At 57.3% G+C, this 15,822-nt stretch carries 14 protein-coding genes; 7 read left to right on the top strand and 7 right to left on the bottom strand.

All coding sequences use genetic code 11. From position 1 onward, the window contains the following. Positions 1 to 18 precede the first annotated feature (18 nt). Positions 19 to 627, top strand: coding sequence for a TetR family transcriptional regulator C-terminal domain-containing protein (locus ACR3FC_RS16470; protein WP_480476640.1), 609 nt, complete (start codon positions 19 to 21; stop codon positions 625 to 627). A gap of 47 nt (positions 628 to 674) precedes the next feature. Here the strand turns inward: ACR3FC_RS16470 and preA are convergent, their stop codons facing one another. The 4 genes from preA to ACR3FC_RS16450 all read right to left on the bottom strand — a co-directional run bounded on the left by preA (position 675) and on the right by ACR3FC_RS16450 (position 5,007). Then, complete coding sequence (preA, locus tag ACR3FC_RS16465; RefSeq protein ID WP_480476638.1) at positions 675 to 1,979, bottom strand: NAD-dependent dihydropyrimidine dehydrogenase subunit PreA; 1,305 nt, start codon at positions 1,977 to 1,979, stop codon at positions 675 to 677. Positions 1,980 to 1,997: 18 nt separating this feature from the next. Beyond that, positions 1,998 to 2,834, bottom strand: a complete 837-nt coding sequence (locus tag ACR3FC_RS16460; RefSeq protein ID WP_480476636.1) for a class I SAM-dependent methyltransferase — start codon at positions 2,832 to 2,834, stop codon at positions 1,998 to 2,000. A gap of 46 nt (positions 2,835 to 2,880) precedes the next feature. Beyond that, entirely contained in the window at positions 2,881 to 4,215 is a 1,335-nt protein-coding gene (locus ACR3FC_RS16455; RefSeq protein WP_480476634.1) for an NAD(P)-dependent oxidoreductase, read from the bottom strand. A 159-nt stretch (positions 4,216 to 4,374) separates the two neighbouring features. Continuing rightward, positions 4,375 to 5,007 carry a cupin domain-containing protein gene (locus tag ACR3FC_RS16450; protein WP_480476632.1) on the bottom strand — a complete coding sequence of 211 codons (633 nt, stop codon included), beginning with the start codon at positions 5,005 to 5,007 and terminating at the stop codon, positions 4,375 to 4,377. A gap of 143 nt (positions 5,008 to 5,150) precedes the next feature. Here ACR3FC_RS16450 and ACR3FC_RS16445 point away from each other — a divergent pair, with 143 nt between their 5' ends. From ACR3FC_RS16445 to ACR3FC_RS16435, 3 genes are all read left to right on the top strand, one after another. Then, complete coding sequence (locus ACR3FC_RS16445) at positions 5,151 to 6,146, top strand: hypothetical protein (protein WP_480476630.1); 996 nt, start codon at positions 5,151 to 5,153, stop codon at positions 6,144 to 6,146. A gap of 72 nt (positions 6,147 to 6,218) precedes the next feature. Further along, positions 6,219 to 7,511 (top strand): O-acetylhomoserine aminocarboxypropyltransferase/cysteine synthase family protein, encoded by a 1,293-nt coding sequence (locus tag ACR3FC_RS16440; protein WP_480476628.1) that lies wholly within the window; start codon positions 6,219 to 6,221, stop codon positions 7,509 to 7,511. 2 nt (positions 7,512 to 7,513) lie between these two features. Continuing rightward, entirely contained in the window at positions 7,514 to 8,224 is a 711-nt protein-coding gene (locus ACR3FC_RS16435) for a GNAT family N-acetyltransferase (RefSeq protein ID WP_480476626.1), read from the top strand. A 2-nt stretch (positions 8,225 to 8,226) separates the two neighbouring features. Here the strand turns inward: ACR3FC_RS16435 and ACR3FC_RS16430 are convergent, their stop codons facing one another. Further along, entirely contained in the window at positions 8,227 to 8,931 is a 705-nt protein-coding gene (locus tag ACR3FC_RS16430; RefSeq protein ID WP_480476624.1) for an SIMPL domain-containing protein, read from the bottom strand. 155 nt (positions 8,932 to 9,086) lie between these two features. Between ACR3FC_RS16430 and ACR3FC_RS16425 the strand changes: the two genes are divergently transcribed. Beyond that, the gene (locus tag ACR3FC_RS16425; RefSeq protein WP_480476622.1) at positions 9,087 to 11,039 is read left to right on the top strand and encodes a hypothetical protein; all 1,953 of its coding nucleotides are present in this window, start codon (positions 9,087 to 9,089) and stop codon (positions 11,037 to 11,039) included. Between the two features lie 87 nt (positions 11,040 to 11,126). On the opposite strand, the gene hppD is transcribed toward ACR3FC_RS16425, so the two are convergent. Next, positions 11,127 to 12,224: a 4-hydroxyphenylpyruvate dioxygenase gene (gene hppD / locus ACR3FC_RS16420; RefSeq protein ID WP_480476620.1), complete on the bottom strand. Its 1,098-nt coding sequence runs from the start codon at positions 12,222 to 12,224 to the stop codon at positions 11,127 to 11,129. Positions 12,225 to 12,371: 147 nt separating this feature from the next. Here hppD and ACR3FC_RS16415 point away from each other — a divergent pair, with 147 nt between their 5' ends. Continuing rightward, entirely contained in the window at positions 12,372 to 12,827 is a 456-nt protein-coding gene (locus tag ACR3FC_RS16415; RefSeq protein ID WP_480476618.1) for an Lrp/AsnC family transcriptional regulator, read from the top strand. Between the two features lie 19 nt (positions 12,828 to 12,846). Next, the gene (locus tag ACR3FC_RS16410; protein ID WP_480476616.1) at positions 12,847 to 14,727 is read left to right on the top strand and encodes a monovalent cation:proton antiporter-2 (CPA2) family protein; all 1,881 of its coding nucleotides are present in this window, start codon (positions 12,847 to 12,849) and stop codon (positions 14,725 to 14,727) included. Between the two features lie 30 nt (positions 14,728 to 14,757). Here the strand turns inward: ACR3FC_RS16410 and cobT are convergent, their stop codons facing one another. Beyond that, positions 14,758 to 15,768 carry a nicotinate-nucleotide--dimethylbenzimidazole phosphoribosyltransferase gene (gene cobT / locus ACR3FC_RS16405; protein WP_480476614.1) on the bottom strand — a complete coding sequence of 337 codons (1,011 nt, stop codon included), beginning with the start codon at positions 15,766 to 15,768 and terminating at the stop codon, positions 14,758 to 14,760. Positions 15,769 to 15,822 lie beyond the last annotated feature (54 nt).

The following is a 15,822-nucleotide window of genomic DNA, read 5'->3' as shown; positions in this document are numbered from 1 at the left end:
AAGAGACACACTGAAATCATGCCGAAAGACCGCGCACCGACTCGTATCCAGAAGAAGAACCGAGCCGCGATTCTCGAGGCTGCCCTGAATGTGTTTTCCGCACACGGGTTTCGTGGGGCGACCGTCGATCAGATTGCCGCCGAGGCGGGGTTGAGCAAACCCAATCTCCTCTACTATTTCGCGTCCAAAGAGGCGATCCACACCGAATTGCTTTCGGGCTTGCTGGAAACCTGGCTGGCGCCCTTGCACGATCTGGATGAGACCGGTGATCCGATGGAGGAAATGCTGGCCTATATTCGCCGGAAACTGCAGATGAGTCAGGAGCTACCACGGGAAAGCCGCCTTTTTGCCAATGAGCTTGTGCAAGGCGCGCCCCGCATTCACGATGCTTTGTCCAATGATCTCAAACAACTGGTTGACGAAAAGGTCACCATTCTCACTAACTGGATGGATCAGGGCAAAATCACGCGGCTGCACCCTTATCATCTGATGTTTTCGATCTGGGCGCTGACGCAGCATTATGCCGATTTCGACGTTCAGGTGCGGGCAATTCTGGGCGACGAAAACCCGTTTGAGGGTGCAGAACCCTTTGTTGATACGCTGTACCGAAAACTCCTGACACCATGAATTCAGGGGCCGCGTCAGCGGCCCCTGAGGGATATTCCCTGTCTCGATCATTCCGCTGCTTTGGCCATCGGATTGTTCGGGTGCGTGGTCCAGTTCGCGTAGGTCGGCTGAACCTCTTTCCCGGTGCGCGGATCGATTTCACCCGCCGCCATCGGCACCATCGAAATACAGCCTTCCACCGGGCAGACATCAACGCAGAGGTTACAGGCGACGCATTCGTCATCCATCACCTCGAACACACGGTCATCCGACATTGAAATCGCCTGATGGCTGGTATCTTCACAGGCGGCATAGCATCGGCCGCATTTGATGCACTGGTCCTGATCGATCTTGGCTTTGGCGATGTAGTTCAGGTTCAGGTATTGCCAATCGGTGACATTGGGCACCGCGCGTCCGATCACCTCATCAATGCTGGTATACCCCTTTTCATCCATCCATTCCGACAGACCTGCTGTCAATTCATCGATGATCTTGAACCCATAGGTCATCGCAGCGGTACAGACCTGCACCGTGCCACATCCCAGCGAGATAAACTCGGCCGCATCACGCCATGTGGTGACACCCCCGATGCCCGAGATCGGCATGCCATGCGTCGCCTCGGCCCGTGCGATTTCGGACACCATCGACAGAGCGATCGGTTTCACGGCAGGGCCACAATACCCTCCGTGGCTGCCCCTGCCATCGATCGAGGGTTCCGGGCTGAACGTGTCCAGATTGACGCTGGTGATCGAATTGATCGTGTTGATCAGCGACACCGCGTCCGCGCCACCATTTCTGGCCGCCGCCGCGGGTTTCCGGATGTCGGTGATATTCGGTGTCAGTTTCACGATGACCGGACGGTCATAGTATTGCTTGCACCAACGCGTGACCATCTCGATATATTCCGGCACCTGCCCTACGGCGGACCCCATGCCGCGCTCACTCATCCCGTGCGGGCAACCGAAGTTCAATTCGATTCCGTCTGCGCCGGTTTCAGCCACGCGCGGTAGAATGGCTTTCCAGGCTTCTTCCTCGCAGGGCACCATGATCGAAGCGATCAGGGCGCGATCCGGATAGTCGGACTTGACCCGCGCCATTTCCTCGAGGTTCACCTCAAGCGGGCGGTCGGTGATCAGTTCGATATTGTTCAGTCCCAGCAAACGGCGGTCGGCACCGTAGATCGCGCCATACCGCGGGCCGTTCACATTTACGACCGGCGGTCCCTCGGACCCCAGTGTCTTCCACACAACACCGCCCCAACCGGCCTCAAACGCGCGACGAACATTGTATTCCTTGTCCGTCGGCGGCGCAGAGGCCAGCCAGTAAGGGTTTGGGCTGGAAATGCCCAGAAAGTTAGTCGTCAGATCGGCCATGGCTTCTCCCTTCCCGGCTCAGCCGGATTTTTTGAATATCATTTCGGTCGGGCGTATGCGCCCGGCCTTGAGGTTTTTGACGTAGTTCTGGAACTTTTCGGGCGCCGTCTCGCCCATCATCAGATGAATGCCCAGTGGTGCCGGGCCGGATTCGGCAATCTTTGCAAAGACGTCCTCAAAGAACTGTATCGCGAATTCGGTGCGATCCGTTTCTGTCACCAGTTCAAAACCCGCGGCGCTTGCCGCAGACTTATAAACATCCGGCGCATCCACGAACGAGGTCTCGGCAACAGTGGACCACGGCAGAGGGAAAGCCAGCGGCTCGTCCACGTCTCCGGCCATCACATCGAAAAGGGCAAAAGTACCGCCCTTGGCAAGCGCCCGCGACACTTCGGCGAACAGCCCGGCCTTGTCCTTTATGTTCATGCCGACATGCATCATGACGGCCAGGTCGAACCCAGCATCCGGCACCGGCATCTCCAAAGCGCTGCCCACATGAAAGCTGGTTTTCGAGGAATGCCCGACCATATCGCTGAGAACCCTGGCGGTTTCAACGAATTCCGGTGTCAGATCGACACCTGTTACTGTCGAATCATAGCGATCCACGACATAGCGAGAGGTTCCGCCGATACCGCATCCGACATCCAGAACACGGGTCGCATGGGTCGGCGACAACTGCGCAAACAGGTTGTTGGTCGCCAGAACGCCGCCCGTGTGGAACTCGTCCCCCGCTTTCAGGTCTGCGACCGTGGCCGCATCCGGATCGATACCGCTGGCCTCAAGCGCCGCGCGAACGCGGTCGGCCAGTGCTCCGGTGGTGTAGTGTTGCGCTACGGCTTGTTCGATCTGGGACATGGGAATACCTCAGCAGCGAAAGGAATGGGGCGAATACCCCATCCTATCACGAAACCAGCGTCGCGTGGATGTCCATCGCAGCATCCCGGCCTTCAGCAACAGCCGTAACGGTGAGGTCTTCGCCGCCCGCCGCGCAATCTCCACCTGCCCAGACACCAGCCACGGAAGTGCGGCCTGCACCGCTGACAGCGATCTTGTTGCCGTCCAGCTTCAGCCCTTCCGGCGCACCTTCCAGCGTCTGACCGATGGCTTTGAGAACCTGATCTGCCCGCAGCCGGACCGTCTCTCCGGTTCCGGTAAGCTGACCGTTCTGGCTCGAGGTATATTCCAGCTCAATCTCGGTAGCGGCTCCATTGCCGTGTACTGCCACCGGCTGCACATTGGTCAAAATCTGAACCCCGTGCGAGGCTGCCAGATCCTGCTCGTACCGGCTGGCACCCATGGCGTCGCGTCCCCGGCGATAGGCAATGGTGACGTTTTCGGCACCTAACAATTTGGACTTTACCGCCGCGTCCACGGCAGTCATGCCTCCGCCAATAACGACGACGTTCCGCCCGACAGGAAGCTTTGCAAGATCACCAGCTTGCCGCACGTCCGCGATGAAATCGACGGCATCCCGCACGCCGTCCTTGTCAACACCATCCGCGCGCAGGGCATTGACCCCAGCAAGCCCGATGGACAGGAACACCGCGTCGTAGTTTTCGACCAGACCATCCAGTGAGATGCCTTCACCCAGAACCGACCCGGTTTCAATCGTGATACCACCGATTTTCAGCAGCCAGTCGACCTCGGCCTGCGCAAAGTTGTTGGTCGATTTATAGGCGGCAATCCCATATTCGTTCAGACCGCCCGGTTTGGGCTTGCCTTCGTGGATCACCACGTCATGGCCCAGCATGGCAAGACGATGCGCACAGGCCAGACCAGCAGGCCCTGCCCCCACGACAGCAACCGTTTTCCCGGTCGATGCCGCACGTTCAAACGGATGCGCGCCCGAGGACATAAGATCATCTGTCGCAAAGCGCTGTAGCCGTCCGATCTCGACCGGTTTGCCCTCGGCCGCCTCACGAACACAGGCCTCCTCGCACAGTGTTTCCGTCGGACAGACACGGGCGCACATTCCGCCCAGAATGTTTTGCTGAAAGATCGTTCGCCCGGCAGCCTGGGGCTGTCCGGCCTGAATCTGCCGGATGAATAGCGGAATATCGATGTCTGTCGGACACGCTGTCACGCAAGGTGCGTCATAGCAGAAATAACAACGGTCTGCTGCAACTGCGGCCTCATGCGGGGCCAATGGCGGATGCAGATCGGTGAAATTCGAGGTCAGCTCATCGCTTGAAAGCCGCCCCGCGACGATGCCGGGTGCCATCTGGCCCTGTGCCATCACTCTACTCCCTGTAGAAATGTTTGTTATGACCTCAGCTTGCCACAAATAAATTTTTTATCAATTGGTAAAATTTGCCAAATGGTCAAAAAATCGAAAATCCGGGCCGTTAAACCCGGATTTATTGGCATTTTAGCTGATTTCAGGGCCGAAAAGCTTTCAGACCATTTCACCAAGGTGGCAGGACTTGATCCAGACTCGGGCCCCATCAGGCCCTGCAACAGCCCGTGAGTGCGTTCCGGGAGGCAGGCGCAACCAGTCCCATTTCGAAAATTCTTCCCCCGATTCAGAGAAACTGCCCCTTATGACAAACACTTCCATGCCGTCACGCGCGTCCAGCTCGACCACGTCCCCAGCAGCCCATGTCCACACAAAAACGTCCTCATGATCATCTTTGAACAGCTGTACGTCAGAATCGCCATTTATCGAGCGACGAACCTCGGTCCGGTCCTGCGGGTCAAACTGGTGCAACTTGACCAGAATGGTTGCGCCCTCGGCAGCGGACGGAGTGTGCGAGGAAGTTGGAGGGTTGCGAACATAGCTGCCGACGGGAAAATCTCCGGTCTCGTCCTGAAATACACCGTCCAGCACCAGATATTCCTCGCCGCCGTCATGGGTATGGGCGGAAAAGGTGCTGCCGGGCGCAAAGCGGACAATGGTTGTTGCGCGGGCCACCTCATCACCAATCCGGTCCAGCATTTTGCGCTCGACCCCTGCGGCGGGAGAAGCGACCCATTCACTTTCGTCAAAGTGTACTGCGACCCGTTTGGTGAAATCCGCATTGATCCGCATGTGTATCCCTTTCTGAAGCGACCCCTGAAAGAAATGGGATCGCGTGATGAAATTTCAAATTATCCGCTTTTGACGCCTTGGGCCGCTTGATGTAATCCGAACGTCAAGGTGCATGGTCAAACACCTGTCGGGAACGGGCATAGATGCAGGCAACGTCACAGAAATTCAACGTCGCGGTCGTCGGTCAAAACAACCGTCTGCAATACGAGGCCCTGCTGTTTGCGGCTTCACTGCGCCATTCTTCACCGAAATTCGGGGGCAAACTGTTTGTCGTCACACCCAATCCGGGGCCACGCTGGAAACAGGATCCCCGCATTCAGGACGAAGATGTTCTGAAAGCCCTGAAACAACTGGATGCTGAAATTCTGCCCTTCGACTCGCATGTATTCGGTGAAAGCTATCCCTACGGCAACAAGATCGAAGCGCTGATGGCCCTGCCAGAAGAAGAGCCCTTTGTGTTCTTTGACACCGACACGCTGATCACTGGCGAGATCACATCTGTTCCTTTTGACTTCGACCGCCCCAGCGCGTCACTGAAAGTTGAAGGGACATGGCCCAAACCAACGCTGTATGGCCCTGGTTTTGACGGTATCTGGCGCGCGCTTTACGACCGCTTCGGGTTGGATTTCGAAAGCTCGCTGGACACCGATCAACCCCATGACCACTGGCGACGGTACCTGTATTTCAATGCAGGCTATTTCTTCTACAAATGCCCCCGGAAATTTGGTGAGCGTTTTCTGGACTACGCCAGAACAATCCGCGACGAAAACATTCCTGAGCTGACTGGCCAAAGCCTTGACCCCTGGCTGGATCAGGCCGCCCTGCCCCTTGTCATTCACTCGTTCGGCGGTGGTCGTGATGTTTTGCCCTCTGGTTTGCTGGATGGATCCGTCAGTTGCCACTATCGCCTGTTTCCCTTGCTGTACGCCCGTGAAAGCGACCATGTGATAGACGTTTTGGAAACCATCGTCGCTCCAAACAAGGTCAAGAAGGTTCTCAAGCAATATGAGCCGCTGAAAAAGATGGTTCTGCAGGGGAAAGGCGCAAAAGTCCGCGCCCTGTTTGACCGCGATCATCTGCCACGACGTGAACAGGCCATCCGCAACACGATCAAAAGCAAGGGCCTCTGGCTGCGCTGACAGGATCGTTGTGCGCAAGCGGGCAATGGCCTACAGATTTCGCAAGACAAATTCCAACAGGAGATTTTCAAGATGTCTGACGGCCCTATCTACGGTTTCGACACGTTGCAAATTCACGCGGGCGCCCGCCCCGACCCGGCGACCGGAGCGCGCCAGACACCCATTTATCAGACCACGGCCTATGTGTTTCGCGATGCAGACCACGCAGCGGCCCTGTTCAACCTGCAAGAGGTGGGCTTTATCTATTCGCGCCTGACCAACCCAACTGTGGCTGTTCTTCAGGAACGCGTGGCTACACTTGAGGGCGGTGTTGGCGCCGTTTGCTGTTCGTCCGGGCACGCGGCCCAGATCATGGCGCTGTTCCCGCTGATGGGTCCGGGTTGCAACGTGGTCGCCTCAACCCGTCTGTACGGCGGCACGGTCACCCAGTTCAGCCAGACAATCAAACGCTTTGGGTGGTCTGCCAAGTTTGTCGACACCGATGATCTGGACGCGGTGAAGGGCGCAATCGATGAAAATACCCGTGCGATTTTCTGCGAGTCTATCGCTAATCCCGGCGGCTATGTGACGGACATCCGTGCACTGGCAGATGTGGCCGATGCGGCGGGCATTCCGCTGATTGTCGATAACACCTCGGCAACACCATATCTGTGCCGCCCGATCGAACATGGAGCGACCCTGGTCGTGCATTCAACCACCAAGTACCTGACCGGCAACGGTACGGTCACTGGCGGTTGCATCGTGGATTCGGGCAAGTTCGACTGGTCGGCAAATGACAAGTTCCCCTCGCTCAGCCAACCCGAACCGGCCTATCATGGACTGAAGTTCCACGAAACGTTCGGACCTTTGGCCTTTACCTTCCACGGCATCGCCATCGGTCTGCGCGATCTGGGCATGACCATGAACCCGCAGGCGGCCCACTACACGCTGATGGGGATCGAAACCCTGTCGCTGCGGATGGAGCGTCATGTTGAAAACGCGCAAAAAATCGCGGCCTGGCTGGAAGCGGATGATCGCGTGGACTACGTCACCTATGCCGGGCTGCCTTCGTCGCCCTATCAGGATCGGGTCAAAGCTCAGTATCCACGCGGTGCCGGCGCCCTGTTCACATTCGCCGTGAAAGGTGGCTATGACGCCTGTATCAAACTGGTCAATGCGCTAGAGATTTTCAGCCACGTAGCCAATCTGGGCGACGCGCGTTCGCTGATCATTCATTCGGCTTCGACCACACATCGTCAGTTGACCCCGGAACAGCAGGAAGCCGCGGGCGCAGGTCCGAGCGTGGTGCGCGTATCCATCGGGATCGAGGACGTGAACGATCTGATTGCCGACCTTGATCAGGCTCTGGCCAAAGCAACCGCCTGACCATGACCCAGCACGATACAAACAACCTTGGCCAGCCCATCGGTTTACCGGTTTCGGGTGACTTTCCACGCCCGACACCACCCTATACGCCGATGGTGGGCCGGTATTGTTCTGTCGTGCCCCTTGATGTGAACAGGCACGCGCCCGGACTGTTCCGGGCGTTTGCCAAGGACACGGATGGCCACAACTGGACCTACCTGCCCTACGGCCCGTTTGACAGCGAACCTGAGTTCGAAGACTGGGCGCGCGCCAACTGCGTGGACGCGGACCCGATGTTCCATACCGTTCTGGACGGTGATGAGGTACCGTTGGGCATGGCTTCTTACCTCAGGATAGCTCCCGCCGCCGGAGCGATTGAGGTCGGGCATATCCACTTTTCACCCCTGCTTCAGCGCAAGCCGCAATCAACCGAAGCCATGTATCTGATGATGCGGCGCGTGTTCGATGAACTGGGTTACCGGCGATACGAGTGGAAATGCGACGCGCTGAATGGTCCGTCGCGCAGTGCGGCAGAGCGGCTTGGGTTCACCTTCGAAGGCGTGTTTCGCCAAGCAACCCACTACAAAGGGCGCAACCGCGACACGGCCTGGTATTCAATCATAAATACCGAATGGCCACGCATCCGTGATGCTTTCGAGGCCTGGTTGTCACCCGATAATTTCGACGCTTCGGGCCAACAACGAAAACCGCTGATGGCCCGCGCGAGGGGTTGAATTCATTCGGAAATCTCGAACACCATCGAGACGCTGACAGACACCGAAACCTCACCACCTGCCACAGGAACACCCCCTGCGTCAGCCATGCTCATCATACGCATCTCGGGCATCGGGCGCACGCCCCCCGTTTGTTCCGAAATCGTTTGCACCGCGCCAAGGGTTACACCCGCCGCCTGTGCCAGCTGCTCGGCCTTGGCCATAGCTTCGCCCACAGCTTGCGCGCGCGCTTGGGCTTCGATTGGTTTGGTATCCTGCACCCCAAAGCTCAATCCACCAAAATCGTTGGCGCCATCCTGAATGACCGCATCCATGATACTTCCTAGTTTGGACAGATCATGCACACGCACAAACACGCGGTTCGAGGCAGCGAACCCTGAGATCTCCGGTGTTTCCCCATTCTGCCCGTGCCGCCCGGACCAAACAGGGGAAAGCGACAGATCGCGGGTCTGGATATCGCGGTCTTCAATCCCCATCCCGGTCAGGTGCACAAGCATCTTCGCAACTGCGTCCGAGGTGGCCTGCATCGCCGCCGAAGCCTCGGCGTTTTCATTTGTCACACCCAATGTGATCGTCGCCATATCGGGGGCAACCTCTATGGTTCCAGTTGCGTCAACGGTGATGCGACGTTCTTCCGCATGGGCAAGTCCAGCGGTCGTTGCGGCCATCATCGCGGCCAGAAAAGCGAATGTCTTCAATGTTATCACTCCGATTTGCTTGGGTTAAAGATGGGTCGGCGATGCATTGCCATACAAGAGGAGAGTTTGCCTTTTTCTTTCCCTCGGCAAGTTCCTGCTTTAATGTCGGTCTGCGAACGCCAAGGTGTTTGCATTGACGTTGATAATTATGGTTCCTGCGGATTATGAAACCTGCCTTTGCGCTGTCTTTTTCTGCGACCGGAATATCATTGCATCATCACTCGGATGACGAATGGTTCGTTATCGGCTCGATTCCCTTGGATTCGCCGGACCTGTCTGGTCAGATGCAGGTTTTGCGGGAAAACGCTTTTGCGTTGGAAAACGACCTGAGCTGCAAGCTTGTTTTGCCTTCCGAACAGGTTCGATACCTTCAGGTTGCAACCGATGGCTTACCCCCCCAAGACACAGTGGAACGCATTGAGAGCGCACTTGCTGACGCAACGCCTTACGTTTTGTCCGAACTTAGCTACGACTATCAAACCGAAGGCGGCACCACCTATGTTGCGGCTGTTGCGCAAGAAACGCTGAGCGAGGCTCGGGCCTTTGCCTCGGACCATGGTTTCGTGCCGGTTTTATTTTGCGCCGAAGAAGACGCAGACGCATTCCCTCGAGAAGCATTGTTCGCAGAGCGTTCGGGCGCATCGGAAACCCGACCAGCAGAGCCACCGCTGTCGGCAAAAAACACAGACCAGCCCGAACCGGCAAAATCCGCCGGGAAACCAGCGCATCCCATTGCAGGCACAGCCGCACCAAACGTGTTTCTGACCCCCGAAACACCTGACAATAAGTTTGCGAATACGAAAGCGCAGGCACCGCGCATTGCGATCCCGGCATTTGCCGCGGCGGTTCTTCTTGGCGGCGTTTTCGGCGTTTGGCTGGCCTTGGACAGCGGTGGAGAAACAGATCAGGTCGCACTGAGCCCAACTCCAACCGAGATAGGTGTTTCCGAGCCGGATATCGACGCCCTGCCACCGATAGTGCCCGAAGTTGCGGCAATCACCCCCCCTGAAAATTTGCCGCCTGAGGCTCCACTGGACAGGGATGTGCCCCCCACGCCAGAACCTGCCGAGGCCGAAGCCGTAGAACAACCAGAGCTCACCCCTACCGACGCGGCAATCCTTGAGGCGCTCAAGGTGGCCCCTACTCTGGTTGACCCCATCGCTCAGGACCCCGAGGCAGACGAGGATATCAGCGCCGCCTCCGGTGTGAATGTAACGCCCCCGGCCGCTTTGGACGTGCCGGAAGCCCCGGAGCCGGACGAGTTGTATCTGACATCGATCGACAAATCCGACCTGTCCAGCGATGCGGTTGCCCTGCCCCCGGCTTCCAGTTTCGATACCGACGAACCCTTCGTTCGGGACGTGCAACATGGCATAGCAGGAGCGCGGTTCAATCTGGATGATCGCGGGCTTGTGGCACCTACACCGGAAGGAACGCTGAACCCGGATGGGATTGTCGTTTATCAAGGCCGACCGTCAAAGGTTCCGCCAGCAACGCCAGTGCGTTTCGAAGATGAACCCGTACTTGACGAGGTCGACGAAAGGCTGGCCGGTCTACGACCCAAACCTCGCCCTTCAGATCTGGTCGAGAGTTTCGAACGCGGGCAGTTGGGGGGGCGGTCGCTGGCAGAGCTTTCGGCCAAGCGCCCAAAAGCACGCCCGGACAGTCTGCAAGCGCGCACAGAAATCGACGAGACGCCAACCGCGTTGGCCGTTGTCCGTGTCCCGCGCCCCAGGGTGCGCCCGGCGGGTCTGGACACTGCAAAGGCACCCGCTTCTGGTAACTCCAATCTTGGATCAACGGCCGCGCTGGACCAGAGCTCTGACGAATCCGGATCGTTTCAGGCGAAATCTGTCGCCCCCAAGATTCCCACAACTGCGTCTGTTGCCCGGCAGGCCACGCTCGATAACGCGATCAATTTGCGTCGCCTGAATCTGATCGGTGTTTACGGCACACCCGCCAACCGGCGCGCCTTGGTCCGGCTTCCCAGTGGACGTTACAAGAAACTGAAAGTTGGGGACAGTATTGACGGCGGCAAGGTCATTGCCATCAGCGACAGCGAGCTGCGTTATCAGAAGAAGGGTCAAAACGTGACGCTGGCGATGCCGCGTGGCTGATTTCGGCACTCAAGGCCTTGACCCATTAACTGTAAACAGGCGCGTCGGAGGCGGCAGAACCGCCTCCGACATGTTGGTTTACTTTGATCAAGCTGCCGAAATCTCGCCGCTTTCGATCTGTTCACGCTCGATGGATTCAAACAGCGCCTGGAAGTTCCCTTCACCGAAACCATCATCACCCTTGCGTTGAATGAACTCGAAGAAGATCGGGCCAATCACCGTTTTCGAGAATATCTGCAACAGAATGCGCGTCTCGCCTCCGTCAACGACGCCTTCGCCGTCGATCAGGATGCCGTGTTTCATCATCCGGTCTAGCGGCTCTTCATGGCCGACCACGCGGGTCCTGGACTTCTCGTAATAAGCTTCGTTTGGACCCGGCATGAACTTCAGCCCGTTTTCAGCAATAGCATCGGTTGAAGCGTAGATGTCGTCGCTGCCAACAGCGATATGCTGAATGCCTTCGCCTTTGTATTTCTTCAGGTAAGACACGATCTGCCCGGTCTCGCCGCGGTCCTCGTTGATCGGAATACGGATACGGCCGCAGGGAGACGTCAGCGCTCGGCTGTAAAGGCCGGTAAACTTCCCCTGAATGTCAAAGAAACGGATTTCACGGAAGTTGAACAGGTCGCCATAAAACTTGAACCACTTGTCCATGTTGCCCTTGTAGACGTTGTGCGTCAGGTGATCGAGATAGAAGAACCCCTCGCCCCGAGGTTTTGATTCTTTGATCCAATTGAATTCCTGATTATAGGGTGATGTGTCGTAGTACTGATCAATGAAATAAATCAGCGACCCGCCAATACCCTTGATCGCAGGCACATTCATTGTTCTGTCATCGTGGTCGTAAGGTTCCGCACCTTTTGACAGGGCATGCTCATACGCTTTTTGCGCGTCCACCACCCGCCAGCCCATCGATGGCGCGCAGGGCCCATGTTCGGCCACGAACTTAGCCGCGAAACTGTCCGGGTCAGCATTCAGGATGTATGTGACATCCCCTTGTTGCCAAAGCTCGACAGCAGGTTTTTCCTTGTGGCGGGCCACCAGATCAAACCCCATCTTTGCGAACAGATCACGCAGCTCCTGCGGTTCTGGATGGGCGAATTCGACGAATTCAAACCCATCTGTACCGGCAGGGTTTTCTTCGCTGATCACGGATTTCGGGGCATTGTGCGGGAAAGGACCCATGGCGCGTCTCCTACGAAAACAGGAATTTCTTTGCTGATTCAAAAATACGACTTTTCTGGCGCTGTTTCTGCGCATTGTTTTCGTATAAACTGCAAGATGACGCGTAAAACGCGCATATAAATTAATAAAATCAGGATTTTTCCGCACATGCTGGATGCAACCGACAAGCGACTGCTTTCCGCGCTGCAAAAAGATGCACATCTGACGGCGCATCAACTGGGTGAAATGCTGAACTTGTCGTCCAGTCAAGCGGGACGCCGCCGACAACGGCTTGAAGTCGAAGGGTACATCACCGGATACGCTGCCCGGCTGGACCCGCTGAAACTGGGCCTGCAGGTGCAGGGGTTTGTTCAGGTGCATCTGGGCACCCATGGCCCCGAGCAATCCGCAAGCTTTGCCCGCATGGTCGACACCCGCCCCGAAATTACCAGCGCATGGACGATGACGGGCGAGGCCGACTATCTGCTGCACATCTACTGTGACGACCTGTCCGCCCTCAACAGCTTGCTACATCACGTGATCCTGCCGCATCCTGCCGTTGCAAGAGTACAAAGCCAGATCGTAATGGATCAACTTAAACGCGACGCCCCCCTTCCCACCTGAAAAGGTTCCGAGGACACACATGGACGACTTTCTATATCAGGCTTCGATCTATCTGGCAGCGGCTGTCATTGCCGTTCCCCTGTCTGCCAGACTAGGGTTGGGGTCCGTGCTGGGCTATCTTGCCGCCGGGATCATTATCGGACCCGTACTGGGACTTGTCGGAGCGGAAACCGAAAATCTTCAGCATGTGGCCGAATTTGGCGTGGTGATGATGCTGTTTCTCATTGGCCTGGAACTGGAGCCACGCGCCCTATGGGACATGCGCGACAAGCTATTGGGTCTGGGCGGATTGCAGGTGTTGCTGTCAACAATCGCGATTGCTGCCGTGGCCATGTACGCCAACCATCCCTGGTCGGTTGCCCTGGCGGTAGGGTTGACCCTTTCGCTTTCATCGACCGCGATCGTTCTTCAAACCTTGTCAGAAAAAGGCCTGATGCAGACAAATGGCGGCCGTGCGACATTTTCGGTTCTGTTGACGCAGGACATTGCGGTGATCCCAATTCTGGCTTTGTTGCCACTGCTGGCCCTGCCCGCCATGCCGCGCTTCCAAGCCGATGGATCGATAGACAGGGGGGCCGGAGGTTCACATGGCGCGGGCGATCACAGCCTGTCACTGGTCGAGGGGTTGCCGGGCTGGGCCGTTACCCTGGTCACAATCGGCGCGGTGGTGTTTGTCATTCTGGCCGGTGTCTACCTGACAAGACCGTTGTTTCGCTTCATCCACGCAACCCGTCTGCGCGAGATGTACACCGCACTAGCACTGATGATCGTCGTGGGTATTTCGTTTCTGATGACACTGGTCGGCCTGTCACCTGCCTTGGGCGCGTTCCTGGCAGGTGTTGTTTTGGCCAGTTCTGAATTCAGACATGAAATGGAAAGTGACCTTGAACCGTTCAAAGGGTTGTTTCTGGGGCTGTTTTTCATCACGGTCGGGGCCGGAATAGACTTTGGTTATTTCTTCAACGACCCGCTGGACCTGATTGGACTGGCGCTGCTTGTGATACTTGCCAAGGGGATCATCCTTTATCTGGTGGGCAGGGCTTTCAAACTGCGGGGGCGTGATCACTGGTTGTTCACCCTTGGGTTAGCGCAGGCTGGTGAGTTCGGATTTGTCCTGCTGGCATTTTCGACGAAACAGAATGTTATTCCGCCCAACCTGTCGCAGAAGCTGCTGATGATCGTTGCTCTGACGATGTTGATCACACCTCTTCTTTTCATTGTCTACGACGCCTTGTCAAAGAAGATTGGCGATTCAGCGACCACCCCCGAACCGGACGTGATCGACGAAAAGGGCCCGGTCATCATCGCCGGCATTGGTCGCTTTGGTCAGATCGTCAACCGGCTGGTACGGGCCAGCGGTTTCAAGACAGTCGTTTTGGACCACAATATTGAAACCATTCAGCTGATGCGCCGATTTGGTGTCAAAGGCTTTCTGGGTGATCCCACTCGGCCGGAACTGTTGCGCGCGGCGGGATTGGACAAAGCATCCGTTCTTGTCGCCGTTATGGATGATCACAAGCAAGTCACGCGACTGGTCAGCTATGCCAGACGGCAGCGCCCTGACCTGCACATCATCGCCCGCGCCCGCGACCGGACCCATGTGTACGAGTTGTATCAGGCGGGTGCCAATGACATCGTGCGGGAAATGTTCGACAGCTCGCTGCGTGCAGGTCGCTATGTTCTGGAGAATATCGGGCTGAGTGAGTACGAAGCAGCCCAGGCCGAGCAGACGTTTTACCACCACGACCGGAAGTCATTGCGTGATCTGGCCGAGCTTTGGGTTCCCGGACTGCCAACCGCCGAAAACAAAAAATACATTGAGCGTTCGCAGGCGCTGGAAAAGGATCTGGAAACCGCGCTGCTGGAACTGGCCGAAGAGCACGCGAAAAAATCGGCCTGACCCAAGCCTTTGCCCGAGTCAGGCGCGGGTTTAGCCGTCAGAAACCCCAGCTTCGGCAAAGGTTGCCATGCCGGAATGACAGGCAACGGCACTTTTCAGAATGTTGATCGCCAATGCCCCGCCGGACCCTTCGCCCAACCGCAGGCCAAGGCTCAGCAATGGCTCTTTACCCAATTTCGCCAGCACGGCACCATGGGCCGCTTCGGCGCTTTGATGACCTGCCACAGCATGATCCAGCGCGCCATCGGACAGCTTACACAAACAGGCGGCGGCGGCCGAACAAATGAACCCGTCTAGGATCACCGGGATGCGCAACACCCGCGCAGCCGCAATTGCACCCGCCATTGCGGCAATCTCGCGTCCACCCAGACAGCGCAGGATGTCCAGACCATCATCTGACGCGTGTTTGGCGACACCCTCGGCCACGACACGGGTTTTGTTGACCAGACCTGCGTCATCCACACCAGTTCCGCGCCCTGTCCAATCGGACGCGTCGCCACCAAACAGAGCACAGGCAATAGCCGCAGCCGGGGTGGTGTTGCCAATCCCCATTTCGCCGACCACCAAAAGATCGGATTGCGGATCAACGGCCTGCCAGCCAGTGCGCAACGCGGCTAGCAATTCATCCTCTGTCATGGCTGGGGCTTGGGTGAAATCCGCAGTCGGCTTGTCCAGATCCAGCGCGTGTACATCCATCTTCGCGCCCGCGGCCCTGGCCAACTGATTTATCGCCGCCCCGCCATGTTCGAAATTCATCACCATCTGCACGGTCACTTCCGGTGGAAAGGCCGAAACACCCTGCACGGTAACACCGTGATTTCCGGCAAACACGATAACCTGAGGCGCACTGATCTGTGGACGGGCGTCCCCCCGCCATCCTGCATACCAGACTGCAAGATCCTCAAGCCGACCAAGCGCGCCGGGGGGTTTGGTCAATTGTCCATTTCGCTCGGCCGCGCCCTGCACCGCAGCGGCATCTGGGCCCGGAGCTCCCGCCAGGACAGCACGGAACGTGTTCAAATCATTCAGTTCAGGCAGCATGAAAGCCTCATTGCATCAGAGTGGTCCTGCGTGTTTAACCGAAGGATCGAAACC

This window comes from Ruegeria sp. AF3, from assembly GCF_056536285.1.
This window is presented reverse-complemented; position numbering and strand designations above follow the sequence as displayed.

Excerpts from the sequence above, each read along its gene's own strand:
- ACR3FC_RS16470 (WP_480476640.1), top strand. The coding sequence starts at position 19 with ATGCCGAAAGACCGCGCACCGACTCGTATCCAGAAGAAGAACCGAGCC.
- preA (WP_480476638.1), bottom strand. The coding sequence starts at position 1,979 with ATGGCCGATCTGACGACTAACTTTCTGGGCATTTCCAGCCCAAACCCT.
- ACR3FC_RS16460 (WP_480476636.1), bottom strand. The coding sequence starts at position 2,834 with ATGTCCCAGATCGAACAAGCCGTAGCGCAACACTACACCACCGGAGCA.
- ACR3FC_RS16455 (WP_480476634.1), bottom strand. The coding sequence starts at position 4,215 with ATGGCACAGGGCCAGATGGCACCCGGCATCGTCGCGGGGCGGCTTTCA.
- ACR3FC_RS16450 (WP_480476632.1), bottom strand. The coding sequence starts at position 5,007 with ATGCGGATCAATGCGGATTTCACCAAACGGGTCGCAGTACACTTTGAC.
- ACR3FC_RS16445 (WP_480476630.1), top strand. The coding sequence starts at position 5,151 with ATGCAGGCAACGTCACAGAAATTCAACGTCGCGGTCGTCGGTCAAAAC.
- ACR3FC_RS16440 (WP_480476628.1), top strand. The coding sequence starts at position 6,219 with ATGTCTGACGGCCCTATCTACGGTTTCGACACGTTGCAAATTCACGCG.
- ACR3FC_RS16435 (WP_480476626.1), top strand. The coding sequence starts at position 7,514 with ATGACCCAGCACGATACAAACAACCTTGGCCAGCCCATCGGTTTACCG.
- ACR3FC_RS16425 (WP_480476622.1), top strand. The coding sequence starts at position 9,087 with ATGAAACCTGCCTTTGCGCTGTCTTTTTCTGCGACCGGAATATCATTG.
- hppD (WP_480476620.1), bottom strand. The coding sequence starts at position 12,224 with ATGGGTCCTTTCCCGCACAATGCCCCGAAATCCGTGATCAGCGAAGAA.
- ACR3FC_RS16415 (WP_480476618.1), top strand. The coding sequence starts at position 12,372 with ATGCTGGATGCAACCGACAAGCGACTGCTTTCCGCGCTGCAAAAAGAT.
- ACR3FC_RS16410 (WP_480476616.1), top strand. The coding sequence starts at position 12,847 with ATGGACGACTTTCTATATCAGGCTTCGATCTATCTGGCAGCGGCTGTC.
- cobT (WP_480476614.1), bottom strand. The coding sequence starts at position 15,768 with ATGCTGCCTGAACTGAATGATTTGAACACGTTCCGTGCTGTCCTGGCG.